This is a genomic window from Elongatibacter sediminis (assembly GCF_037892215.1).
Classification (GTDB): Bacteria; Pseudomonadota; Gammaproteobacteria; order Xanthomonadales; family SZUA-36; genus Elongatibacter; species Elongatibacter sediminis.
This window is the reverse complement of record NZ_JAZHOG010000003.1, coordinates 21,847-46,020: the sequence shown is the minus strand read 5'-3', so window position 1 is coordinate 46,020 and position 24,174 is coordinate 21,847. Positions and strand designations below refer to the sequence as shown.

General features: G+C 65.1%; 21 protein-coding genes. 14 read left to right on the top strand and 7 right to left on the bottom strand.

All coding sequences use genetic code 11. The annotated features are described in order from the left end of the window. The 9 genes from V3330_RS05005 (at position 1) to plsB (ending at position 11,627) form a co-directional block, all read left to right on the top strand. The gene (locus tag V3330_RS05005; protein ID WP_354694294.1) at positions 1-684 is read left to right on the top strand and encodes a DUF4124 domain-containing protein; all 684 of its coding nucleotides are present in this window, start codon (positions 1-3) and stop codon (positions 682-684) included. A gap of 8 nt (positions 685-692) precedes the next feature. Beyond that, positions 693-1,451: a zinc-ribbon and DUF3426 domain-containing protein gene (locus tag V3330_RS05000; protein ID WP_354694293.1), complete on the top strand. Its 759-nt coding sequence runs from the start codon at positions 693-695 to the stop codon at positions 1,449-1,451. Positions 1,452-1,569: 118 nt separating this feature from the next. After that, positions 1,570-1,854: a helix-turn-helix domain-containing protein gene (locus V3330_RS04995; protein ID WP_354694292.1), complete on the top strand. Its 285-nt coding sequence runs from the start codon at positions 1,570-1,572 to the stop codon at positions 1,852-1,854. A 91-nt stretch (positions 1,855-1,945) separates the two neighbouring features. After that, positions 1,946-3,520 (top strand): bifunctional phosphoribosylaminoimidazolecarboxamide formyltransferase/IMP cyclohydrolase, encoded by a 1,575-nt coding sequence (purH, locus tag V3330_RS04990; RefSeq protein ID WP_354694291.1) that lies wholly within the window; start codon positions 1,946-1,948, stop codon positions 3,518-3,520. A gap of 34 nt (positions 3,521-3,554) precedes the next feature. After that, the gene (purD, locus tag V3330_RS04985) at positions 3,555-4,844 is read left to right on the top strand and encodes a phosphoribosylamine--glycine ligase (protein ID WP_354694290.1); all 1,290 of its coding nucleotides are present in this window, start codon (positions 3,555-3,557) and stop codon (positions 4,842-4,844) included. A 3-nt stretch (positions 4,845-4,847) separates the two neighbouring features. Then, on the top strand, positions 4,848-7,037 hold the full coding sequence (uvrD, locus tag V3330_RS04980; protein ID WP_354694289.1) for a DNA helicase II: 2,190 nt from the start codon (positions 4,848-4,850) through the stop codon (positions 7,035-7,037). A 10-nt stretch (positions 7,038-7,047) separates the two neighbouring features. After that, entirely contained in the window at positions 7,048-7,938 is an 891-nt protein-coding gene (locus V3330_RS04975) for an alpha/beta fold hydrolase (RefSeq protein WP_354694288.1), read from the top strand. Then, positions 7,935-8,669, top strand: coding sequence for an orotidine-5'-phosphate decarboxylase (gene pyrF / locus V3330_RS04970; RefSeq protein ID WP_354694287.1), 735 nt, complete (start codon positions 7,935-7,937; stop codon positions 8,667-8,669). The genes V3330_RS04975 and pyrF overlap by 4 nt, the downstream gene beginning before the upstream one ends. 450 nt (positions 8,670-9,119) lie before the next feature. Beyond that, entirely contained in the window at positions 9,120-11,627 is a 2,508-nt protein-coding gene (gene plsB, locus V3330_RS04965) for a glycerol-3-phosphate 1-O-acyltransferase PlsB (protein WP_354694286.1), read from the top strand. A gap of 7 nt (positions 11,628-11,634) precedes the next feature. Here plsB and V3330_RS04960 read toward each other — a convergent pair whose 3' ends face one another. After that, the gene (locus tag V3330_RS04960) at positions 11,635-11,847 is read right to left on the bottom strand and encodes a YdcH family protein (RefSeq protein WP_354694285.1); all 213 of its coding nucleotides are present in this window, start codon (positions 11,845-11,847) and stop codon (positions 11,635-11,637) included. A 101-nt stretch (positions 11,848-11,948) separates the two neighbouring features. Here V3330_RS04960 and ttcA point away from each other — a divergent pair, with 101 nt between their 5' ends. From ttcA to V3330_RS04945, 3 genes are read left to right on the top strand one after another with little or no spacing between them, the layout of a single operon-like run. Then, positions 11,949-12,881, top strand: coding sequence for a tRNA 2-thiocytidine(32) synthetase TtcA (gene ttcA / locus V3330_RS04955; protein WP_354694284.1), 933 nt, complete (start codon positions 11,949-11,951; stop codon positions 12,879-12,881). Then, on the top strand, positions 12,871-13,971 hold the full coding sequence (locus V3330_RS04950; RefSeq protein WP_354694283.1) for a TRAP transporter substrate-binding protein: 1,101 nt from the start codon (positions 12,871-12,873) through the stop codon (positions 13,969-13,971). The genes ttcA and V3330_RS04950 overlap by 11 nt, the downstream gene beginning before the upstream one ends. A 15-nt stretch (positions 13,972-13,986) precedes the next feature. Further along, entirely contained in the window at positions 13,987-14,370 is a 384-nt protein-coding gene (locus V3330_RS04945; protein WP_354694282.1) for a hypothetical protein, read from the top strand. A gap of 10 nt (positions 14,371-14,380) precedes the next feature. Here V3330_RS04945 and V3330_RS04940 read toward each other — a convergent pair whose 3' ends face one another. Together V3330_RS04940 and V3330_RS04935 are read right to left on the bottom strand one after the other, a co-directional pair. After that, positions 14,381-15,754, bottom strand: a complete 1,374-nt coding sequence (locus V3330_RS04940) for a TRAP transporter large permease (protein ID WP_354694281.1) — start codon at positions 15,752-15,754, stop codon at positions 14,381-14,383. 4 nt (positions 15,755-15,758) lie between these two features. Then, positions 15,759-16,385, bottom strand: coding sequence for a gamma carbonic anhydrase family protein (locus V3330_RS04935; RefSeq protein ID WP_435791396.1), 627 nt, complete (start codon positions 16,383-16,385; stop codon positions 15,759-15,761). 339 nt (positions 16,386-16,724) lie between these two features. Here V3330_RS04935 and argS point away from each other — a divergent pair, with 339 nt between their 5' ends. Further along, complete coding sequence (gene argS, locus V3330_RS04930) at positions 16,725-18,485, top strand: arginine--tRNA ligase (protein ID WP_354694280.1); 1,761 nt, start codon at positions 16,725-16,727, stop codon at positions 18,483-18,485. 22 nt (positions 18,486-18,507) lie between these two features. After that, the gene (locus V3330_RS04925) at positions 18,508-19,071 is read left to right on the top strand and encodes an SPOR domain-containing protein (protein ID WP_354694279.1); all 564 of its coding nucleotides are present in this window, start codon (positions 18,508-18,510) and stop codon (positions 19,069-19,071) included. 4 nt (positions 19,072-19,075) lie between these two features. On the opposite strand, the gene V3330_RS04920 is transcribed toward V3330_RS04925, so the two are convergent. From V3330_RS04920 to V3330_RS04905, 4 genes are read right to left on the bottom strand one after another with little or no spacing between them, the layout of a single operon-like run. Then, positions 19,076-20,857, bottom strand: coding sequence for a BatD family protein (locus tag V3330_RS04920; protein ID WP_354694278.1), 1,782 nt, complete (start codon positions 20,855-20,857; stop codon positions 19,076-19,078). Beyond that, on the bottom strand, positions 20,851-22,581 hold the full coding sequence (locus tag V3330_RS04915; RefSeq protein WP_354694277.1) for a VWA domain-containing protein: 1,731 nt from the start codon (positions 22,579-22,581) through the stop codon (positions 20,851-20,853). The genes V3330_RS04920 and V3330_RS04915 overlap by 7 nt, the downstream gene beginning before the upstream one ends. Continuing rightward, positions 22,578-23,651 (bottom strand): vWA domain-containing protein, encoded by a 1,074-nt coding sequence (locus tag V3330_RS04910; protein ID WP_354694276.1) that lies wholly within the window; start codon positions 23,649-23,651, stop codon positions 22,578-22,580. The genes V3330_RS04915 and V3330_RS04910 overlap by 4 nt, the downstream gene beginning before the upstream one ends. Next, positions 23,644-24,168 (bottom strand): DUF4381 domain-containing protein, encoded by a 525-nt coding sequence (locus tag V3330_RS04905; protein ID WP_354694275.1) that lies wholly within the window; start codon positions 24,166-24,168, stop codon positions 23,644-23,646. The genes V3330_RS04910 and V3330_RS04905 overlap by 8 nt, the downstream gene beginning before the upstream one ends. Positions 24,169-24,174 lie beyond the last annotated feature (6 nt).

The following is a 24,174-nucleotide window of genomic DNA, read 5'->3' as shown; positions in this document are numbered from 1 at the left end:
ATGAAAACCCTGATCCCCATCGCACTCGCCGCGGCCTTCGTCGTGGCCGCCAGTGCCCACGCGCAGCAGGGCAAGGTGTACCGCTGGGTGGACGAGGAAGGCGAGGTTCACTACAGCGAAACTCTGCCGCCTGATTTCCATGACAAGACCCACGACGTACTCGACGACCAGGGCATTACCCGCGAAACGGGCAAGAGCCTGGTTCCACCTCCGCCCAGGACCACTGACACCGGCGAGAAGGGGCAACTGCCCCGCGACTCCTCGGGACTGGAACGCCCCGAACCGCTGTACACGCCGGAACAACTGCGCGCCAAACAGGATGCCTTGCTGTTGCTGCGCTACGATTCCGAGCAGGAAATCCTCGACGCCATGCAGGTCGAAATCAACCAACTGGCTTACGACCGCCGCCTGCTGACCGGATCCCGCAACAGTCTGCAGGATGCCTACCGCGGCAACGTGCGTGAAGCAGCCGACCGGCAACGGGCCGGCGTCGACGTCAAGCCGGAAGAAATTCAGCAACTGGAATCATTGAAGCGGCGGCTGGCATCCAACGCCGAGTCCCTGGCCGGGCTGGAGAAACGCGAGTCCTCGATCAAGACCATGTTCGAATCCGAACTCGAGCGCTATCGCCGGCTGACCAGAGAACAGGAAGCCGAATCCGGGGATGACGGCGACCAGGGCTGACGCCTGACATGTTCACCCGCTGCCAGGGCTGCCATACGGTCCACCCGGTCAACGCCGCCCTGCTGGCCAGCGGACGCGGTCGTTACCGCTGCGGCAAATGCCGCAAGGTGAACAACGCGTTCGAATCCCTGTTCGATGTCTGGCCCGATGCCGGCGAACAGCCCCCGGCGGCGAGCGGCATGCCGGAACTCGGCACACCAATCGATCTCGACGCGCCGGACGAAAATGACGATTCCGACGACGGCCCGGGCGACGGGGACGAAGATCCGGGTGACGAGGCCGCCGACACGTCGCGCCGCCTGTTTCGGGTTGTATGGATCACCGCCGCCCTCGTGCTGGTGCTGATCGTGGGACTGAACGTCGCCAGTTACTTCGGCATGTCGCCGGCGGAACATCCCGCGGTCATCAGCGCGCTCGAGCGGAGCGGGCTGGTCGAACCCCCTCCCCGCCCCGCGTTCCGGGATCCTGCGCTCATCGAAATCGTCAATCGCGAGATGATCTCCCATCCCGTCCGATCCGACGTGCTGGTCTTGAACGCGACCATCGTCAACCGCGCCGGGCGCGCCCAACCCTACCCGGAAATCGCCATCGCCCTGCTCGATTTCGACAACCAGCCGATACTCGAGCAGCGCTTCTCACCCGATGACTATCTGACATCAACCGCCGCGCAGAACTCCGACATGACGCCCGAAGCCTTCGTGGGCCTTTCCCTGGAGATTGAAGATCCGGGCGTCGAGGCCGTCGGCTTCGAAATCACGTTCCACTGAGCATCAATTGAGACGAAGCGGCAGGCAGTCGCCAATCAATTTGTGGTAGGGTTAACGGTCCGACCCAAGGGCTTCATCCACAAGAACCAATCGGTTAAACCGAGAATAAATCGACCCAATGGCAACCGAAACCGATCACACCATCCCATTGCGGCAAAACGTACAACTCGCGATCCGACGGTACCTGGAAGACATGGGCAATTGCCAGACCGAGAGCCTTTACCAGACACTGCTCTCCGAGGTGGAACCGCCCCTGATCGAGGAAGTCCTGCGTTACACGCAAGGCAACCAGTCCCGCACGGCACGCATACTTGGCATCACCCGCAATACACTGCGATCCAAACTGACCCGCTACGATATTCCCGTTACGAATGGCAAGCCTCTCAACGGCAAGGTCTGGTAGCGCGGCTTGAAGAGCAGGACGGTTTTTCACGTCTGGCGCGACACGTCGGACGCAGGCAGATTGAACCTCTACGACAGGAACGACACCCCGGATGAATGGCTCGAGTGAATCCGCCCCACGCTGGGCGCTCATCAGTGTTTCCGACAAGCGCGATATCGTGGACTTCGCACGCGGCCTGACGGACCACGGTTTCCACCTCCTCAGCACCGGGGGTACCGCCCGGGCGCTCGAAGCAGCCGGCCTTGAAGTCACGGCCATCGACGACTTCACAGGCTTCCCGGAAATCATGGGCGGACGGGTCAAGACTCTGCACCCCCGCGTGCACGGCGGCCTGCTGGGCCGCGAAGGCACGGACGAGGCCGTGATGCGCGAACACGACATCCCACGGATCGAACTCGCGGTCATCAACCTCTACCCCTTCGAGTCCGTGACGGCCGACCCGGAATGCTCACTGGAAACCGCCATCGAGAACATCGACATCGGCGGACCGGCCATGGTGCGGTCCGCGGCGAAGAACCACACTTCGGTCGGCATCGTGACCGACCCGGACCAGTACCCGCGCGTGCTCGCCATGCTCAGCGACAACGGCGGACGCCTGGATGCGGCCTACCGGTTCGAACTCGCGGTGCATGCGTTCGATCGCATCGCCCGTTACGATGCAGCCATCAGCAACTACCTGTCGGCCATTGGACCAGACGGCGAACGCCTGCAATTCCCGCAGCAGGCCACGGGCTGTTTCGAGAAAATCATGGACCTGCGTTACGGCGAGAATCCGCACCAGAAAGCCGCGTGGTTTCGGACCGCCGGCGCTGAACCCACCGGACTGGCCGCCGCGCGGCAACTCCAGGGCAAGGAACTGTCCTTCAACAACATTGCCGACGCGGATGCCGCTCTGGGCGCTGTCGCCGCCTTCGACGGACCGGCATGCGTAATCGTCAAGCACGCCAATCCGTGCGGTGTGGCCATCGCCGGCAGCCTGCGCGATGCTTACGGCCGGGCCTTCGAAACCGACCCCACATCCGCGTTTGGCGGCATCATCGCGTTCAACCAGCCACTCGACGGAGACACCGCCCGTGACCTCATGGACCGGCAGTTCGTGGAGGTGGTCATCGCCCCGGACTTCGATGCCGACGCCCAGGCCGCGTTCGCGGCCAAGCCCAACGTACGCTTACTCGCGGCTCCCCCTGGCTCCGGCGGCGCCGGCCCGGACATCAAACGCATCTCCGGCGGCATTCTGCTGCAATCCGCCGATGCCGCCTCCGTCGATCGCGACGATTGCCGGATCGTGACGAAGATGCAACCGACCGACGAGCAGTGGGCGGACCTGCTGTTTGCCTGGAAAGTCGTTAAATCGGTCAAGTCCAACGCCATCGTATTCGCCGCGGATGGCCAGACCCGCGGCATTGGCGCCGGCCAGATGAGCCGTGTGGACGCCACCCGAATCGCACGCTGGAAAGCTGGCGAAGCCGGCCTGGAACTGAACGGAACCGCGCTGGCCTCGGATGCTTTCTTTCCGTTTCGCGACGGCATCGATACCGCGGCGGAAGCCGGCGTGGCCTGCGTGATCCAGCCGGGAGGGTCGATGCGCGACGAGGAAGTCATCGCCGCCGCGGACGAGCACGGCATCGCGATGATATTCACCGGCGTACGCCACTTCCGGCATTGAAGATGCCTCTCCACGGGGCGGGAGCGCACGAAGCATGAAGATACTGATTGTCGGTGGCGGAGGACGGGAACACGCGCTGGCCTGGAAAGCAGCCCGGTGCCGTGGCGTCACGCAGGTCTTCGCGGCCCCGGGCAACGCCGGCACGGCCGGAGAGGCGGGTGTTGAAAACGTGGCGATTTCCGCCAGCGACATCGACGGACTGGCCGAATTCGCCAAAGAGCGGGGCATCGACCTGACCATCGTCGGCCCGGAGGATCCACTCGCGGGCGGCATTGTCGACCGCTTCACCGCCGCCGGTCTTCGCTGTTTCGGACCCAGCGCCGCGGCCGCCCGGCTGGAAGGTTCCAAGGCCTTCGCCAAGGACTTCATGGCCCGCCACGGCATTCCGACCGCAGCCTACGGTGAATTCACGGATGTCAGCGAAGCCATCGACTTCATCCGCAAACACGGCGCGCCCATCGTCATCAAGGCCGACGGTCTCGCCGCGGGCAAGGGTGTGGTCGTCGCCCACAATCTCGCCCAAGCCGAAGCGGCGGTGTTCGACATGCTGGCGGGCAACGTATACGGCGAAGCCGGCCACCGCATCATCGTCGAGGAGTTTCTCGAGGGCGAGGAAGCCAGTTTCATCGTCATGGCCGATGGCCGTCACATCCTGCCGCTGGCCACCAGCCAGGACCACAAGGCCGTGGGCGATCGCGATACCGGCCCGAACACCGGAGGCATGGGCGCGTATTCACCGGCGCCGGTGATCGACGGCGCGCTGCACGAACAGGTCATGGACACGGTCATCCGCCCCACCGTCGACGGCATGGCCGCCGAGGGCCACCCGTTTACCGGATTTCTGTATGCCGGCCTGATGATCGGCGCGGACGGCTCCGCGCGGGTACTCGAATTCAATGTGCGCTTCGGCGACCCGGAAACGCAACCGGTGCTGATGCGCCTGCGTTCCGACCTGGTCGAGCACTGCCGCGCGGCGCTCGAGGGACGGCTCGACCAGGAACGCGCCGACTGGGATCCCCGCCCCAGCCTTGGCGTGGTTCTGGCCGCCGAAGGTTACCCGGGTAAATACCGCAAGGGCGAAGTCATCACCGGCCTCGGAGAAGCGGGTGACGACTCGGTCAAGATCTTTCACGCCGGCACGGCGCTCGACGACCAGGGGCAGGTCGTCACTTCGGGCGGACGCGTGTTGTGCGTATGCGCGCTCGGTGAAACGGTCGCGGCCGCGCAGAAAACCGCCTATGCGGCCTGCGAATCGATCCACTGGCCCGGAGTCTTCCACCGTACCGACATCGGCTACCGCGCCATCGCCCGCGAGCAGCGCTGAGACATGGACGTTTCCCACCTGCTCGATCCGCTGAACGAAGCCCAGCGTCGGGCGGTGACCGCCGAGGATCGGCACGTGCTGGTCCTGGCCGGAGCCGGCAGCGGCAAGACCCGGGTGCTCATCCACCGGCTCGCCTGGCTGATACAGGTCGAACACGTTTCCCCGCTGGGCGTGCTGGCCGTGACGTTCACCAACAAGGCCGCCGGTGAAATGCGCGAACGCGCGAGCCAGTTGCTGCAGGTTTCCACCCGGCCGCTCTGGATCGGCACTTTCCACGGAATCGCGCACCGATTGCTGCGCATGCACTGGAAGGAAGCCGGTCTGCCCGAGGCCTTCCAGATCCTCGACTCCGAGGACCAGCAACGCCTGCTGCGGAGAATCATTCGCGAGGAGGGCATGGACGAGGCGCACTGGCCGGCACGGCAGGCGCAGTGGTTCATCAACGCCCGCAAGGACGAAGGCGAACGCCCCCGGCATATCGAGCACGGGGATCACCCGGTCACGGCCACCTGGGTGCGTATTTACGAGCGCTACGAGGATTACTGCAACCGCGGTGGCCTGGTCGATTTCGCCGAGTTGCTGCTGCGCGCGCACGAGCTTTGGCTGGAACAGCCCGCCGTGCTCGATCACTACCGGCGCCGGCTGCAGCACCTGCTGATCGACGAGTTCCAGGACACCAACGCCATCCAGTACGCCTGGCTGCGGATGCTGGCCGGCGATACCGGGCGGGTGTTCGTGGTCGGCGACGATGACCAGTCCATCTATGGCTGGCGCGGCGCGCGGGTCGAAAACGTGCAGCACTTCATGCGCGACTTCCCGGATGTGGCGACCGTGCGTCTGGAGCAGAACTACCGCTCCACCGGAACCATCCTTGAAGCCGCCAACGCCCTGATCTCGCACAACCAGGGCCGCATGGGAAAGAAGCTCTGGACCGAGGGGCCGGAAGGCCATCCGGTGCAGTTGTACGCGGCTTACAACGAGCAGGACGAGGCACGCTTCGTGGTGGAACAGATCCGCCAGTGGATCGACGAGGGACGGCGCGCCGACGAGGCCGCCATCCTTTACCGCACCACGGCGCAATCGCGGCTGTTCGAGGAATATCTGCTGCGCGAGAGCATTCCCTACCGGGTGTACGGCGGCCTGCGCTTTTTCGAACGGGTCGAGATCAAGGATGCGCTGGCCTACCTCCGCCTGCTGCTCAACCCGGATGACGACGCGGCCTTCGAGCGGGTGGTGAACAAACCAACCCGCGCCATCGGTGACAAGACCGTTTCCCTGTTGCGCGCACAGGCGCGCGAGTCCGGCATCCCCCTGTGGCAGGCCGCCGGGGCCTGCATCGATCAGAAGCTGCTCGCCGCCCGGGCCGCCAATGCGGTGCAGGGATTCATCGACCTCCTCACGGGCATGCACGAGCGCATGCGCGACTGGACCCTCGGCAACCAGATGCAGGGCGTGATCGACGACAGCAAGCTGGCATCGCATTACGAGAAGGAACCGCCCGAGCGCATGGAGACCCGGCTGGAGAACCTGCGCGAACTGGTCAACGCGGCCGATGCCTTCGTGTTACCGCCCGAGGACGCCGATGCCGGGCTGAGCGAATTGCAGTCCTTTCTCAGTCACGCGGCCCTGGAAGCCGGCGAAACCCAGGGCGAACAATGGGACGACTGCGTCCAGCTGATGACGCTTCACTCGGCCAAGGGCCTGGAATTTCCGCTGGTATTCATCGCCGGCATGGAAGACGGGCTGTTTCCCCACCAGCGATCGATCGAGGAGTCCGGCGGCCGCCTCGAAGAAGAGCGCCGCCTGTGCTATGTCGGCATGACCCGCGCGCGCGAGCAACTGTGCCTGAGTTACGCCGAGGTGCGCCGCATGCACGGCTCGGAGTCCCATTCCCGGCCTTCGCGTTTCATCGACGAGATGCCCTCCAGCCTGTTGCGGGAAATCCGTCCGCGGGTGTCGGCCGAACGGCCCTACGTGCCGGCGCGGCCATCCGCACCGAAGCGCAGCGGGGGCGGCTTCAAGGGCCAGGAGTGGCCGTTCCGCCTGGGCCAGGCGGTCACGCACCGCAAATTCGGCGAAGGCACGGTACTGGCCTTCGAGGGCTCCGGGGAACACACCCGCGTGCAGGTCAATTTCGACGCAGCGGGCGTGAAATGGCTGGTGCTGGCCTACGCGCACCTGGAGGCACGCTGAGGGACCGGACATGAATGAAGCGCCCGCAGAACCCCTGGACATCCGGCTGCAGACACCCCGTGGGGCGATGGCCGGACTGCACTGGGCCTCACCCGACGGTCCCCGGGTTCTGGCCATTCACGGCTGGCTGGACAACGCCGCCTCGTTCGTCCCGCTCGCCGCCCACCTGCCGGGCCTGGACCTGGTGGCGCTGGATCTGCCCGGTCACGGCCATTCCGATCACCGGCACGAGAGCGCCAACTACTATCTGACCGATTATCTGTTCGACATCGACGCGGCGCTCGACGCCCTGGGCTGGGACAGCTGCCACCTGCTCGGTCATTCGCTGGGCGGCGCGATCACCTCGCTGTATGCCTCGGCCGCCCCACAACGTGTTCTCAGCCTGACCACACTGGACGGCCTCGGCCCTCCCGGCGCCGCCGCGGGCGAAACCGCATCCCGGCTGCGCAAGAGCCTGGACCGCAACCGCAGGCCGCATTCGCCGCGCAAGGTCTACGAGTCCCTCGACGCCATGGTGAGCGCGCGCCTGTCCAATTCCACGGATCTCGACCCCGGAGCCGCCCGGCTCCTGTGTGAGCGGTCCGCCCGCCGGGACGAGGACGGCTTTCGCTGGCGATTCGATCCCGCGCTGTACTGGGTATCTCCGGTCTTCATGGCCGAAGAACAGGTGCTCGACTGCCTGAATGCCATTACCGCCCCGGTTCTGAGCATCGGCGCCGTGCCGCTGGCGCGATGGATCACGCCGGAGCAGGCGCAAGCCCGCATCGACGCGGTGCCGGCCGGACATCACCGTACAGTGCACGGCAACCACCATTTCCACATGGACCAGGCGGAGACCGTCAGCTCCACGATCCGCCAGTTCATTCTCGAACAGCAGACACGGAACGAGGACTCGACATGACTCCGTCAACGCCCGTCAAAAAAGACATTCCACCCGCCGAGCGGCTGATTTTCGCCCTCGACGTTCCCGATGCCGCCCGCGCCCGCCAACTGGTCGAACAACTCGGCGACACGGTGTGCTTCTACAAACTGGGTCTGGAATTCTTTCTGTCCGGCAGTTACTTCGAACTGGCCGCGGAACTGCGCGCCGCCGGCAAGAAGGTTTTCGCCGATCTGAAATTCTTCGACATTCCCGCCACCGTCGCCGCCGCCGTGCGCCAACTCGCACGGCAGGACGTCCAGTTCTGCACGGTGCACGGCAACGACAGCATGCTGCGCGCCGCCGTCGAGGCCAAGGGCGATATGCAGATCCTCGCAGTAACCGCACTGACCAGCCTCGACCAGGGCGACCTGGACGATCTGGGCTTCCAGTGCGACGCCCGCACCCTGGTGCTTTCTCGCGCCCGCCGGGCGCTGGAACTCGGCTGCGACGGCGTGGTTTCGTCCGGATTGGAAGTACCGGCCCTGCGCGAATCCGTGGACCATGCCCTGATCACCGTCTGCCCGGGCATCCGCCCCATCCGCAATGACGAAGAAGACGACCAGGCACGGGTCGTTACGCCGGCCCGGGCGATCGCCAGCGGCGCCGATCATCTGGTGGTCGGGCGCCCCATCCGGGATGCCGCGGACCCGGCCGCCGCCGCCCAGGCCATCCAGGACGAAATCCTCCAGGCCTTGCAGGCCGGGGCCTGATTCAGGGTACTCCGCACCCGATTCGACAGCTACGAACCGGCCCGAATCTGCCGAAACCGGCCATCGCGGCTGGCCGCCCCGTCTCCAGGGGTTGACAAGTCTTAATGCCGCACATTACGATACGCGCGTAACTTCATAATAAAACTGAAAAACAAAGCATTCAGCGAAAATAGCAAACGTGGTGGACTGCAACAAAACCAATCACTGAACAGAACAGCAACGATCCTCTCCGGCTCTGCCGGACTTCCGGGCGGGTCCCTGTGACCAGCCCGGATTTTTTTCGCTCGCCGAAACCCGTGAGGCGCTCGGCCACGGCACGCCAAATGCCCAAATACAGTCACCCAGCCGGACCGTCGCCGGCCCACATCGAACCGCCTGGCATAGTTATTTGCGGGTCAGACCACTAGAATGACCAGTCCCTGCGGCTACGCAAGGCGAATCACCGGGCGAATGAACACCCACCCCATCAAGCCGGGTTTCCTCGCATCCCTGAAACTGCGCTGGCACCAGATGCTGGAGTCCATTCTCCACACCTGGGTGCGCACCCGCGTGCTTCCCGACCCTCTGGCCGATCTCGACATCGACCCGGAGCGCCCGGTTTGCTACATGCTGGATTCCTATGCGCTCTCGTCGTTGCTGATACTCGACCGTGTTTGCCGCAAGCACGACATGCCACGGCCGTTGCTGCCGCTCCAACTGGATCGCGGCGCCATCAAACGCAGCTACGGAGTACTCAAACGCAAACGCGGCCTGATTATCCAGCGCACCCGCCCGCGCACGCACTCCGAGATTCTCAAGCATTTGCTGGACCGGGTGTGTGACGGCGACCAAACCGATGTACAAATCGTGCCGGTCACGATCCTGTTAGGCCGTGCGCCCGACAAGGAGACCGGCATCGCCAAGATTTTCTTTTCGGAGTCCTGGGAAATTGGCGGCCGCTTGCGCCGTCTGTTCTCGACCCTGGTCAACGGCCGCAACACTTTCGTGCGTTTCAGCCAGCCCATCTCGCTGCGCCAGATGGCGGACGAGGGTATCGGACCGGGCCGCACCCTGCGCAAAATCTCGCGGATCCTGCGCGTACACTTCGCCCAGGTTCGCACCGCGGCCATCGGCCCCGACCTGTCGCATCGCCGCACCGTCATCGATACCATCCTGCTGAGCCCGACCGTCGAAAAAGCCATCGATGACCACGCCAGCGCGAACAAGGTCAGCGTACACAAGGCGTGGAAGCGGGCCCGGGCACATGCCTTCGAGATCGCGGCGGACTATTCCTACGCCTTCGTGCGCGTGGCCTCGATGGCGTTGTCCTGGTTCTGGAACCGCATCTACGACGGAGTCGATCTGCACCATTTCCGGGATTTCCAGAAAATCGCCTCCGACTACGAGGTCATCTATGTCCCCTGCCACCGCAGTCACATCGACTACCTCCTGGTGTCCTATTTCATCTATCACAACGGATTCGTCCCGCCGCACGTCGCCGCCGGGGTCAACCTCAACCTGCCCGGGGTCGGCCGGTTCCTGCGCAAGGGTGGCGCGTTTTTCGTGCGCCGCACCTTCAGATCGCAAAAGCTCTACGCAGCCGTATTCAACGAGTACCTGAGCCGCATCCTGGCCCAGGGCACGTCCATCGAATATTTCGTAGAGGGCACCCGAAGCCGCACCGGGCGCCTGCTTTCACCCAAGGCGGGCATGCTGTCGATGACGGTACGCGGCTTCCTGCGCTCGCCGGTGCGGCCCATCCTGTTCCAGCCCATCTACATCGGCTACGAACGCCTGGTGGAAGGCCGCAGCTACACGGCCGAACTCTCGGGCAAGGCCAAGAAGTCCGAATCGCTGGGTGACCTGTTCAAGGTCTTTGGCGTTCTGCGGCGCAAGTACGGCAAGGTGCACGTCAGTTTCGCCGAGCCGGTTTTTCTGAACGACCTGCTCGACAAACACGAACCAAGCTGGAAGGAAGGTGTGAATCCGGACCAGCGCCCGGCCTGGTTGAATCCGCTGATCGACCGCCTGGGCAACCAGATCATGACCGGTATGAACGAAGCGGCTCACGTCAATGCGACCAACCTGCTGGCCGTTATCCTGCTGGCCGCGCCGAAGCACGCGCTCGGCCGTGCCGAGCTGCTGACCCAATTGGATCTGTACCTGGATCTGCTGCGAAATTGCCGCTATTCGGACCGGGTCACGTTCACGGACCAGAGTCCGGATGAAATCATCGACCATGGCATCGAACTGGAATTTCTGCAGTCGCGCGAACACCCGCTGGGCGACATCATCGAAATCAAGCCGGACCAGGCCGTTCTGCTCACCTATTTTCGCAACAACATATCTCACCTGGTCGCGCTGCCCTCGCTGATCGCCGCCAGCCTGCTGAATGCCCGCCGGGTGGAACGCGAGCGGCTACGCCGCATCGCATCGGCCCTTTATCCGTTCCTCAAGCACGAGTTATACCTGCCCTGGGATGAAGCGGGTTTCCTGCGCGCCATGAACGGGACCATCAGGTGGATGAAGCGCCAGGGCCTGCTGCTCGATAACGGCGACGATGATCATCTCGAACGCACCGAAGGCAGCACCGAAGAGGCCCTGCAGCTGCAAATGCTGGGACGCGCGCTGCTGCAGACATTCGAGCGCTATTTCATCACCATCGCGGTCCTGGCCAAGAACGGGTCGGGTTCGCTGACCCGCGCCCAGCTCGAGCGCCTGTGCATCCTCACCGCGCAACGAATCTCCCTGCTGAGCGAGTTCGACGCGCCGGAATTCTACGACCGCAGTCTGTTCCGCCAATTCATCGAACTGCTCAAGCAGCGCGATGTCCTGGTCACCGGGCCGGAAGGCCGCCTGGAGTTCGACGACACCATCGAATCCATCACCGAGGATGCCAAGACGCTGCTCAGCAAGGACATCCGCCACGGCATCATCCGGGTCGCGCCCCAGGTACTGCAGAAAGCCGACACCGACTGAACCGGACTCAGGCGTCGATGTCCGGGATCAGCTTGGATTCGAGATAGGTCATCCAGTCCCGGATTTTCAGCTTGCGCTTCTTCATGCGGGTGAGTCGAAGCTGGTCGACCGTGGGGTCTTCAGACAGCCGCGCGATGGCTTCGTCGAGGTCACGATGTTCCTGTCGCAACTCTTCGAGTACGCGGACGATTTCACCGGGATCATTGGAATTGAGGTCCACTTCTTCAAGTGTACTCCGGCCAGCCGCACGCTGCCGCGACGCCAAGCCGGCCCACTCGCGGTAGAATGCGCGGAGTTTTCCGTGCCCGGCAGGGAGTTGCAATGCGAACGGCCCAGAAACAAAAGTACGCCGACGACAAACTGGTCAAACGCCTGCATCGTAAAACCGGTCAGGCCATCGGCGATTTCAACATGATCAGTGCGGGCGACCGCATCATGGTGTGCCTGTCCGGAGGCAAGGACTCCTACGCCATGCTGGACATTCTGCTGGCCCTGCAGCAACGCGCACCGGTCGATTTCGAGTTGGTCGCGGTGAACCTGGACCAGAAGCAGCCCGGCTTTCCGGAGCAGGTACTGCCCACCTATCTGGCCGGCCGCGGCGTCCCCTTTGAAGTGATCGAACAGGATACCTACAGCGTGGTTCGCCGCGTGATCCGCGAGGGCAAGACCACGTGCGGCCTGTGTTCCCGGCTACGCCGCGGCGCGCTGTACCGGTATGCCGGCGAACACGGGTTCACGAAAATCGCGCTCGGACACCACCGTGACGACATCATCGAGACGCTGTTCCTGAATCTGTTCAACGGCGGCCGCATCAAGGCCATGCCGCCCAAGCTGCTGTCCGACGACGGTCGGCACGTGGTGATTCGGCCGCTGGCCTACTGCAGTGAGGAAGACCTCCGCCGCTACGCCGAATTGCGCGACTTTCCGCTGATCCCCTGCGACCTGTGCGGATCACAGCCCAATCTGCAGCGCCAGGTCATCAAGGAGATGCTGACGGAATGGAAACGCCGGCATCCGGGCCGGGTGGAGAATATTTTCCGCGCCATCGGCCACGTTTCTCCGTCCCAGCTCGCCGACCACGAGCTGTTCGATTTCCGCGGCCTGGGCGCCGTCGGCGAGCAGCCTTCAGTGGCCGGAGAGGACTGGCTGCGTCCGCCGGCCACACAGCAGCGCCCGGACCCAGACACAACGATATCCGTAACCAGCGGAGCCGTCAGCGCTCCACGAACCCGGGGAGTGATCCATGGATCGTAGAATATTCGTCAAGACAGCCGGCGCCGCGGGCGCCGCGGGATTGCTTGGAGCCTGCGGCCAGGGCAATTCATCCGCCGCTCCGGGGGAGGCCGGCCACTATGACCAGACCTTCACCTGGAAAATGGTCACCACCTGGCCACGGGACTTTCCGGGTCTCGGACGCGGAGCCGCCCGCCTGGCCGAAATGATCGGTGAAATGAGTAACGGACGCCTGACCGTCAAGGTCTACGGCGGCGGAGAACTCGTTCCACCGCTGGAAGTATTTTCCGCGGTCCAGCAGGGCACGGCCGAAATGGGCCACGGCGCGGCCTACTACTGGCGCGGCAAGGTCAAGGCAGGCCTGCTGTTCACCGGCATTCCGTTCGGCCTGACCGCAACGGAAATTCACGGCTGGCTGTATTACGGCGGCGGCAACGAGTTGTACCGCAAGGCTTACGCACCTTACGGCCTGGTGCCTTTCCCGGCCGGTAACTCCGGCACCCAGATGGGCGGCTGGTTCAAGAAGAAGATTGAAAGCGTGGCCGATCTGGACGGCCTCAAAATGCGCATCCCCGGCATCGGCGGCGAAGCCCTGCAGCGCGCCGGAGGCACATCGGTCAACGTGCCTGGCGGTGAAGTGTTCACCGCGCTGCAGAGCGGCGTCGTCGATGCCGCCGAATGGGTGGGTCCGATGAACGACCTCGCACTCGGCCTGCACCAGGCGGCGCCTTATTACTACTATCCCGGCTGGCAGGAACCGGGCAGCGTGCTCGAGTGCATCGTCAACGAGGCCGCCTGGAACAGCCTGCCGTCAGACCTGAAAAAAATCGTCGAGGTGGCGTGTCAGGCGGTCACCACCGACATGTATGCCGATTTCGAAGCGAGTAACGGCGAAGCCCTGCGCACCCTGGTCGAGGACCACGGCGTGGAACTGCTGGCATTCCCCGACGACGTGCTCGCTGAACTGCGCGGCCACACCTTCGACATCCTCGATGAACTGGCGGCCGAGGACGCAATGGTGCGCGAGACCTGGGATTCGTTCCGCGCCTACATGAACACGGTCAGGCGCTGGACCGACGTGAGTGAACGCTACATGCTGAACCACCGCTGACCCGCGCCACGCCCGGTGTACACCCTGATCCCTACCGTCGTCGCGGTCGTGCTCGTGGTGCTGGGTCTGTCCTACCTGCTCAACGCGCCGGGATGGCTGCGCCTGCTGCGGTCCTGGGCCGCACATCCCGAACGCCTGTTCCCCACCGGGCTGGTCATGCTCGCCGCCGGCGTGGTCATCGGGCCGGGCTACGACAACTGGTACGGCACCTGGCCGGTTTTCGTCACGGTGCTGGGCTGGTTAATCGCACTCGAAGGCGCCTTTCTGCTGCTGGCGCCGGCGCTGGTGCGGCAACTGGTCTCGCGGCTGTCCGACCGTTTCCTGATGCTGTACACCCGTTGCGGCGGCGCCGTCCTTGCCGTACTCGGCGGTCTGCTGGCATGGCACTACCTGCGCTGAGGCGCGCCGGTCAGCCGTATATCACGCCCGGAAGCCAGGTCACGAGTTGCGGCCAGAGGGCCAGGATGATCAGCATGGCCAGTTGCATCGCGATGAATGGAATCACCCCGCGGTACATCTGCGATGTGCGTACCGTTTCGGGACAGACGCCGCGCAGGTAGAAGAGCGCGAAGCCGAACGGCGGGGTGAGAAAGGACGTCTGCAGGTTGATGGCGATCATCACACCGAGCCAGATGGGATCCAGGCCCATGGCCATCAGCACCGGCCCGACAATGGGCACGATGACGAACGTGATCTCGATGAAGTCCAGCACGAACCCCAGCAGGAACATCACGACCATCACCAGCACCATCGCCGTGATCACGCCGCCCGGCAGGGAGTGCAACAACTGCGCGATGAGCTCGTCGCCGCCGAAGCCGCGAAACACCAGGCTGAACACCGATGCGCCGATCAGAATCAGGAACACCATCGATGAAATCGCGGCGGTGCGCTGCACCACCTCACGCAGGGTCGACCAGCGAAACACGCCCTGGATCAGCGCCAGCACCATGGCGCCCACGGCACCGACGGCGGCCGCTTCGGTCGGGGTCGCGATGCCCTTCAGAATGGACCCCAGCACCGCGACTATCAGCATCAGCGGACCGAGCACCAGCAGCAGAACCCGGCCGATACCGACACGCTCCGATGCCTGCTCGCGGGCGGCCGGCATCCAGTCCGGGCGAACGCGTGCCAGAATCGCCAGGTACACGAGGTAAACCAGAACCAGCAGGAGTCCGGGCACCAGCGATCCGGCGAACAGTTCGCCCACCGATACGGTCTTGGGCGCGAAATTCCCCATCTGCAACTGGGCCTGCTGATACGCGTTGGACAGCACATCCGCCAGCATTACCAGCACGATGGAAGGGGGAATGATCTGACCCAGGGTGCCCGCGGCGCAGATCGTGCCGGTAGCGACGCTGGGATGATAGCCGCGATTCAGCATCGTGGGCAGCGAGATCAGCCCCATCGTCACCACGGTCGCACCGACGATTCCGGTGCTGGCGGCCATCATGGCGCCGACCAGCACCACGGCGATGCCGAGCCCGCCGGAAACGTGAGTCATCAGACGCGCCAGCGATTGCAGTAACTGCTCGGCCACCCGCGAGCGCTCCAGCATCACGCCCATGAATACGAATACCGGGACCGCGATCAGGGTCTCGTTGGACATGATGCCGAAGATGCGGTTGGGCAGCGCGCCAAGGAAGGCCGGGTCGAAGGTTCCCGTCGCGGCCCCGATGCCGGCGAACAGCAGTGCGACCCCGGCCAGGGTGAAGGCCACCGGGAAACCGGCCATCAGCGCCAGGCCGACCGCCACGAACAGGCCCAGCGACATCACCGCTTCCATCGGTTCATTCCTCCGGATCCGGACCGGGCGAAGCGGCGAGGGCCAGGTCTTCGAGGTATCGATCCTTGAGCCGAACGTAGTGGCCGGCGCTGTAGCGCAGCATGTCGACTTCCGCGTCGCTCAGCGGGCGTGCCAGCCGGGCGGGACTGCCTTTCCACAGGGTACGCGGCTCCAGCACCGTTCCCGGGGTGACAACCGCGCCGGCGCCGATCATCACATCGTCGCCCACCACCACGCGATCCATGACAATCGCACCCATCCCGATCAGGCAGCGCGCGCCCACCGTACAGGCGTGCAGAATCGCCCGGTGACCCACGGTGATATCCTCGCCCATCACGAGCGGACCGCCCTCGGGCGTGGCCGGACCTTCATGCGTGACGTGCAGAACCGCACCATCCTGGATATTGCAGCGCGCTCCGACCACGATACGGTTGACGTCACCGCGGATCACGGCCATGGGCCATACCGAAACATCGTCACCGAGCACGACATCGCCCGCGACGAAAGCCTGGGGGGACAGGTAGACGCCACGGCCCAGCCGTGGCCTTTCACGCTGGAAACGATAGGGATTCTGGGGGTCCGGGGCGCTCACGTCGGAGCGATGGTACCAGAGCACGGCCGCAATCGGCACTCGGGTGCCCTGGAATTTATTCACAACAGCCACGCAAACGAAAAATCAGCAGCTTACCACCCCCCTTCGCGACCCCCACTTCAAACAACCCCGCAACTCTTTGTTTTTTGGAGTTCAATTCACGCCGACTACACAGCTTCCCGCAGTACCGCAATTCAGCGGCCGTGCAAAGATGCCATCGACCGCAACTTTCGCACAGAGTTATCCACAGGCTCATCACCACCGGCACGGGCTGGAATCCCGGTGCTTCTTATGACACCCGCGAAGGTTTACAATATGCCTCTTTTCTGAGCGGCCGCCTCACAGGGCTGCGCCCATGACGCCGGATCGGACCCAGCCGTGAGAGAACACATTGTAGAGCTGCTCGCCCAGTCCCTGCTGCACCTGCAGCGCGACGGGGTGCTCCCTGCCGACCTCGACCCCGACGTGGGTCTCGAACGCACACGCTCGCCCGAGCACGGTGATTTCGCATCCAACCTGGCCATGGTGCTGACCCGCCAGGCCGGCATGCCGCCGCGCGAACTGGCCCAGGCCATCATCGATCACATCCCTCGCTCACGGCAGGTTGCCCGCATCGAAATCGCCGGCCCCGGATTCATCAATTTCTTCATGGATCACTGCGCGCTGCGCGCCGCGCTCAAGGACGTGCTGCGCCAACGCGACGAATACGGCCGGCCCATGGCCGATCCGGACGAGAGCGTGACCCTGGAATTCGTTTCCGCCAACCCCACCGGCCCCCTCCATGTGGGACACGGACGTGGAGCGGCCTACGGCGCCACGCTGGGCAACATCCTCGAGTTGGCCGGTTACCGGGTCGAACGCGAATACTATGTCAACGACAACGGCCGCCAGATGGACATACTCGCGGTCTGCGTGTGGCTGCGCTACCTGGAACTGTGTGGCGAGAAGGTGGCCTTTCCGGAGAACGGCTACCGCGGCGACTACATTTACGACATCTCCCGCCTGGTGCGTGCCGACCACGGCGACAAGTGGCGTCACGGCGGTTTCGAAATCACCGAAGGACTGCCACCGGCGCCCAATGAGGGCGGGGACGGCGAAGTGCATATCGATGCACTGATCGCACGGGCACGTGAACTGCTGGGCAAAGACGGCTATGCCGTATTTTTCAATGCGGCGCTGGACACCATTCTCAAGGACATCGAAGACGACCTGGGCGATTTCGGCGTCCGCTTCGACTCCTGGTTCTCCGAGCAGGCGCTGGAAGACAGCGGCGCGGTCGCACAGGCCATCGAGCGTTTGCGCGACAACGGTCACCTCTACGTCCAGGACGGAGCCACCTGGTTCCGCGCCTCGGAACTGGGTGACGAAAAGGATCGCGTGGTCATTCGCGAGAACGGCCGCTCCACTTACTTCGCTTCCGACATCGCCTACATCCAGAACAAGCTGTCACGCGGTTTCAATCGCGCGGTCTACGTGCTGGGAGCGGATCACCACGGCTACGTCGCGCGGCTGCGCGCCGCCGCCCAGGGCCTGGGCGAGGACCCCGACCGGCTGGAAATCCTGCTGGTCCAGTTCGCGGTGCTGTACCGTTTCGGCGAAAAGGTGCAGATGTCCACGCGCTCGGGTCAGTTCATCACCCTGCGCGAACTGCGGGAGGAAGTCGGCTCCGACGCGGCCCGTTATTTCTACGTGATGCGTTCTCACGATCAGCACCTGGATTTCGACCTGGACCTGGCCAAATCCCACAGCAACGAAAATCCGGTGTATTACATCCAGTACGCACACGCGCGTATCTGCAGCGTGTTCCGCAACCTGGAGCAGATGGACGAACGCCACAACGAGGCCATTGGCGAGGCCGCCCTCGATCTGCTCACCGAGGATCACGAACTGGCCCTGATGCGCAACCTGGCTCGCTTCCCGGAAGCCATCGAGACCGCCGCGCGAATGCGCGCACCGCATCAGATCGCCCACTACCTGCACGGACTCGCCACCGACTTCCATGCGTACTACAACGCGCATCAGTACCTCGTCGACGACGAAAATCTGCGCAATGCGAGATTGAATCTGGTGCTCGCCACACGTATCGTGCTCGCATCCGGACTGAGGCTCCTCGGAGTCTCGGCGCCGGAAGAAATGTAGGCAACAGGGCGGATCGTTATCAGTGGCACGCAGAGGAGCAAGCAGGGGGGCACGCAAGTCGACGCCGGCGTTGCTTTGGCTGTTCATCGGCCTTCTGATGGGGCTGGCGCTCGCCTGGTACCTGGCGGCCCGCGGATACATCGCACAGCCTTCGGTCGAACAGCCGCAGGCAACCACGTCCGAGCGCGACGAACCCCCCATCGCCGAAGACCCGGTTGACGCGGGCGACAAACCGGAAAAATCCCGCTACGACTTTTTTACCGTGCTGCCCGAAATGGAAGTGGTGGTGCCCGAACAGGAACTGGCCAACCGCCGCGAACCCGAATCCGCAACTGCTCAGCCGCCAGCGGGTGCCGGCTCCTACCTGTTGCAGGTCGGCTCGTTTCGCTCGGCCGATGACGCCGACCAACTCAAGGCGCGACTGGCGTTGATGGGCATCGTCGCACAGGTCCAGACCGTGACCGTGAACGATGCCACCTGGCACCGGGTTCGGGTGGGGCCCGTACAGGGCGCGCGTGAAGCCGACAAAATCCGTCGCCAGCTTCAGGACAGCGACATCGACAGCCTGGTCATGAAGAACCCCTGAGACTTCAGACCCGGGCTTGACCGCCCGCACCATACAGATCCATCGGATCCCGCATCGTGCGTTCCGGACGCAGTTGTTCGGCCCGCCATTTCGAAAACCCGTTCCAAAGTGCCGCGCCATCCCAGCCCGGGGCACCGCCGGCGACCCCGGCAGGCTGGAAGCCGGCCGCATCGAGCCGTACCAGCTCAGCGCCCAGTTCGGGATGCGTGTCGCGGGCGCCACCCCCCGTTGCCTGACCCTCCAGTTCGCCGGCCAGCGCCCGGATGCTGCCGCGGTAGCGGCCCGGGCCGTAACGGCGCAGCCATTGCCCCAGCACCTGCCGGGCCTGCGCGGCGTCGTCCGCGCGGCAGGCGCGCTGCAACCGGTCCAGCAGGGCCTTTTCGTCGCCGGCCGGTTCCGAGGCGGTGGAGTCCGGCCGGCCGGCCGGCCGGGGACGGCGCAGGTACAGCCCCAGGGTCACCAGCCACAGCAGCGCGAACAGCGCGCTCAACCCCACCCAGTAATTGCGGCCGCTACTCACATTCACGGCGCCGGGAAGCGCCGGCCCTGCGGGCGCACTTGCCGCCGACGGGGCGGCCGGCGTGGCCGCTGTCGGCAGGGTGGAGGGCAGAACCTCGAGGCGCACTTCCGGCAGCACCGCCTCGGCCTGGCGGTCGTTGACCGTGTCCCACCAGTGCACCGTCAGCTCCGGCAACACCAGTTCTCCCGGGTTCTCCGGCACGATGGCGTAACGGAACTCCTTGTGGCCCAGCACCCATTTACCGTCGTCACGGGTGATGCCCTGTGGCTGATCCGGGTAGATGCGCGCGCCGGGGATATCCGGCTGGCCGGGCTCGGGAATCATGTTCTCTTCCAGGCCGATGGCGTCGATGATGACAGTGCGTGTCACCGGCTCGCCGACACTCAGGGTTTCACTGGACGAGATGTTCTGCGATGCCTCCAGCGCACGGGCCGGCTGCCACGAGTCCCCGACGTAGGTATCCGGACGCGGCAGGATATCCAGCTGCAACGGCTCGCTGCTGGCCTGGATGCGGCGGCCCTTCACGGCCGGCTGCCACAATTGATCCGACCGCCGTTCAACCAACCGGCCGGTCAGGCGCATCGCCGGAATTTCCAGCGGACCGGAACGCTCCGGGAACACGGCGTAATGGCGTTCGAGAACCCGATAGCGCACACCGCCGCGTTCTGCCTGGTACGGCACCTCATCCAACAGCCGAACGGACGCCGGTGACGGCTCCGGAGGGGTGATCGCGGCTTCCGCCAGGTTGGGCAGATAGTGCACGCGCACGGTCAGGCGCAATTGCGCGTGCACGTAATGGGGCCCCTCGGCGGGATCGAGTTCAACGTCGATGAACACCGGTGGCAGGGCGCCCGGCTCCGGTTCCGGCGCGGGATCGACCTGCAGGGTGCGCGCGGGGGTGGCCACGTTGCCGAAGCGCAGCGGTGGAATCGTCAGGGAACCGGCGCGTTTGGGTTCCAGGGTCAGCAGCAGTTTCATCACCGCGGACTGGCGACCGTTGACGATGGACATCTGCGTCTCGGTGCGCCGGTCGAGAACCACGAAGTCCTCTTGCAACTCGGCGAGGTTGGGATCCAGACTCTGTTGCGGGTCGTTGGTCTGCACCACCAGGGTCACCGTCTCCCCCTCGACGATGCGGTCCCGGTCCAGGGTGACCGTCACATCCGCGCGAACCGGCGCGCACAGCCACAGGGCCGCCAACAGCACTATCCAGGGTACCGGTCTGGGCCGGCCGTTCCGTTTCAATCCGCTCAACATGGTCACCATGGGTCGGCTTCTTCCTCCGGCGCCCCGCGACGCTGATGTTCATAGATGAATTTGCGCCGCAGCAGACCGCCGGGGTCGTCCGGAATGCGCCGCAGCCATTGTTCCATGGCCTGGGCATCTTCCTCCGACCAGGCCTGCTCGTAATCGGTCTTTTCCTGTCCCTCGCCTTCTTCACCAGGCTCGGCTTCCTGCGGCTCCTGCTCGCCCTCCTGGCCTTCCTCGCCCTGCTGATTCTCGTCCCCTTCGGCGGGCTCGGACTCGGAATCCCCGGGCGAACTCTCGTCGCTGGCCTCCTGCGAGGACTCGCCCTCATCACCGTCTTCGGACTGCTCCTGCTCCTGTTCCTGCTCCTGTTGCTGTCGCTGCTGCTCCAGCGCGCGCTCGACCAGTTCGCGGTTATGCCGGGCATCCGCCATATCGGGCTGCTGCTCGAGGGCCTGGTCATAGGCATCCAGCGCGGCCTCGAACTCGCCCAGTTTGGCCAGCGCATTGCCGCGATTGTAATGGGCATCGGCGGAGTCGAGCCCCTGCCAGTTGGACACCGCACTGTCGTAATTTTCGCTGCGGTACCACGCCTCTCCGGCCAGTTCCGGGTCCCGCGCCAATGCCGCGGCCCGTTCGGCTTCCTCGGCCTGCAGGGCCACCCAGGCCTGCTGATCCTTGCGCTGCCAGATATCGTCCCACCCGTAAGCCTGTGCGCCGGGCGCATGCACCAGACCGCCCAGCAGCATCAGCGGCAAAACGAACACGGCACCCTTGCGAAACGCCAGCGCCGCCAGCGGCAACAACAACAGGACAAGGTAGGGTCCCGCGTCCTTCCAGCGCTGGTCCAAAGCCTCATCGCGCCGCTCGAACGCACCACCGTCCATGGTCACCCAGGGGGCATCGCCGTCGCGGCTGGCCATCTCGGAATAGCGCCCGCCACCGGCCTCGGCGACGTCCGCCAGAGATCCAGCATCGAGGCGCGCGATGACGACGCTTCCGGAACGGTCGCTGACGAATCCGCCACCGCTTGGAATGGGAGCACCTTCGCGCGTGCCGACCGCCAGCACAGAGGTCACGAAACCCCGGTCAGCCAGGGCACGCGCCGCCGCCGCATCCCGGGCCCGCGCCGAATCCGTGACCAGCAGAATTTCACCGCGGCTGAAGCCCGCCCGTTCCAGCAGGGATGCCGCCAGTTCCAATGCCCGGTCCGCCCGGCTCCCGCGCACCGGCATCACTTCCGGCCCCAGGGCGGGCAAGAGATTGGCGATGGTGTTCATGTCGTTGGTCAGGGGAGAGACCACATAGGCATCACCGGCGTAGGCGACCAGTCCCGTCTGCCCTTCCGCCATCTCGTGCAGCAGGTCGGCGATTCGGAACCGGGCCCGGGTGAGGCGGTTGGGCCGCAGATCCTCGGCCATCATCGAGGCGGACAGATCGAATGCGATCACCCGCGCCTCGCGGGCCGACAAGGTGCTTTCCGGCAATTGCTGCCAGCTCGGCCCCGCCAGGGCGATTACGGCGACCGCCAGACCGGCCGCGCCGAGCCAGGCCCCGGCGCGGATGGCACGGCCGCCACCCTGCGCCACGCTGAGCCAGCGGAGCAGGTGCGGATCACATACCCGTTCCCAGTCGCCGCTGGGCCGCCGCAGCCGCCGCCACATCCACGGCAACAGCACGGCCAGCGGCAGCGCCACCAGCCACAACGGGCGAATGAAGTGCAGGGTCTCCAGGATCGTCATGCCGTTTCGGCCTCCGATCGGAATCGACCCCGTCCCGCCGGGCGCGACGCCCTGGGGGAAAATGCCGGACGCAGCGAGGGCCACAGGCTCACCAGGCCGGCCAGCAGGGCCATGACCAGTGCGCCGGCCAGTGGCCAGTGGAAGAGTTCGTCCACCGGGCGCACGGTTTCCTGATCGCTGGCCACGGGTTCCAGTTCATCCAGCCGCTGATAGATCTCGGCCAGTGCCTGCGCGTCCCGCGCCCTGAAGTAAGCGCCGCCGGTCCGGTCGGCAATGGCGCGCAGGGTCTCCTCGTCGAGATCCGCGGAAGGATTCACCACCCGGGAGCCGAAGAAATCCCGCACCATCATTTCGTCCGCGCCGACGCCCACGGTATAGATCGTGAGGCCCTCGCGCGCCGCGAACTCGGTCGCCTGCATGGGTTGTACTTCGCCCGACGTGTTGGCGCCGTCAGTCAGCAGAATCAGTACCCGCTCCGCCGCCGCGTCGTCACGCAAGCGCTTTACCGCCAGACCAATCGCATCGCCGATCGCGGTCTCGCGGCCGGCCAGCCCGATTTCCGATTCCTCGAGCAGAATGGCGGTGGTCTCGGTGTCGAACGTCAATGGAGTCTGCAGATAAGCCCGGCTGCCGAACAGGACCAGACCGACCCGGTCGCCGCGACGGCCCTTGATGAATTCGCCCGCCACCTTCTTGACCACGGCCAGACGATTGACCGGTGTGTGTTCCAGCACCATGTCCTGGGTGTCCATGCTGCCGGAGATGTCGACCGCCAGCAGCAGGTCGCGGCCGGACACCGGCAGTTGCTCCATTTCGCCCACCCACTGCGGCCGGGCCGCGGCCACGCAGAGCACGATCCACGCCAGGGTCGCCAGCACGGCGATCCACGGCCGCCGGACCCAGCCCGTCGAGGCGCCTTCGACCTGGCTGAACCAGGGCACCCTCAGGGCCTGCTGGTCGGATTGCCGCGCCGGCGTCATCCACCGCCGCAGCAGCCACGGCAGCGGCAGCAACACCAGCAGCCACGGCCACGCCAGAATCAGCCCGCTGACGGTTTCCGGCTCAGCCATGGCGCCGCACCCAGGTTTCCGCGGCGGCACGCAGCGCCACGGCATCGAAGTCCGGATTCGGCTGGTACGGTCCGGCCGCCAGCGCGTCCAGTGCCTCGCCATCGGCTCCCGCGGGCAAATGTTCGCGCACGAAAGCAACCCATTCCCGGCCCTGCAGGCGGGCGCTGCGGGAGGGTGGAAAGGCGCGTAGCGCGACGGCGCGAAAGAGGCGGTTGATCGCGGCCAGAAATGCGGCCGGATCCCGGACGGCATCGACCTCACGCTCGATACGTTCCAGCGCGGCGAGGTACGCTCGCCTGCGTTTGCGCTCGGACCAGCGGCGACCCAGCCAGCGCAGGGCGAAGAATGCGGCCAGCGCAATCAGCACCGCCAGCACCCACCACCCCGGCGCGGGGGGCCACCAGCCCGGCTCGCTCGCGCCGTGAATGTCGCGCAGACCGGCCAGCAGATCCTGCCCGGCCCCACCCGCGGGGGGTGGTGAACCGGTGCCCGGATTCGCGGCCATGATGGCGTTCATCGGCGG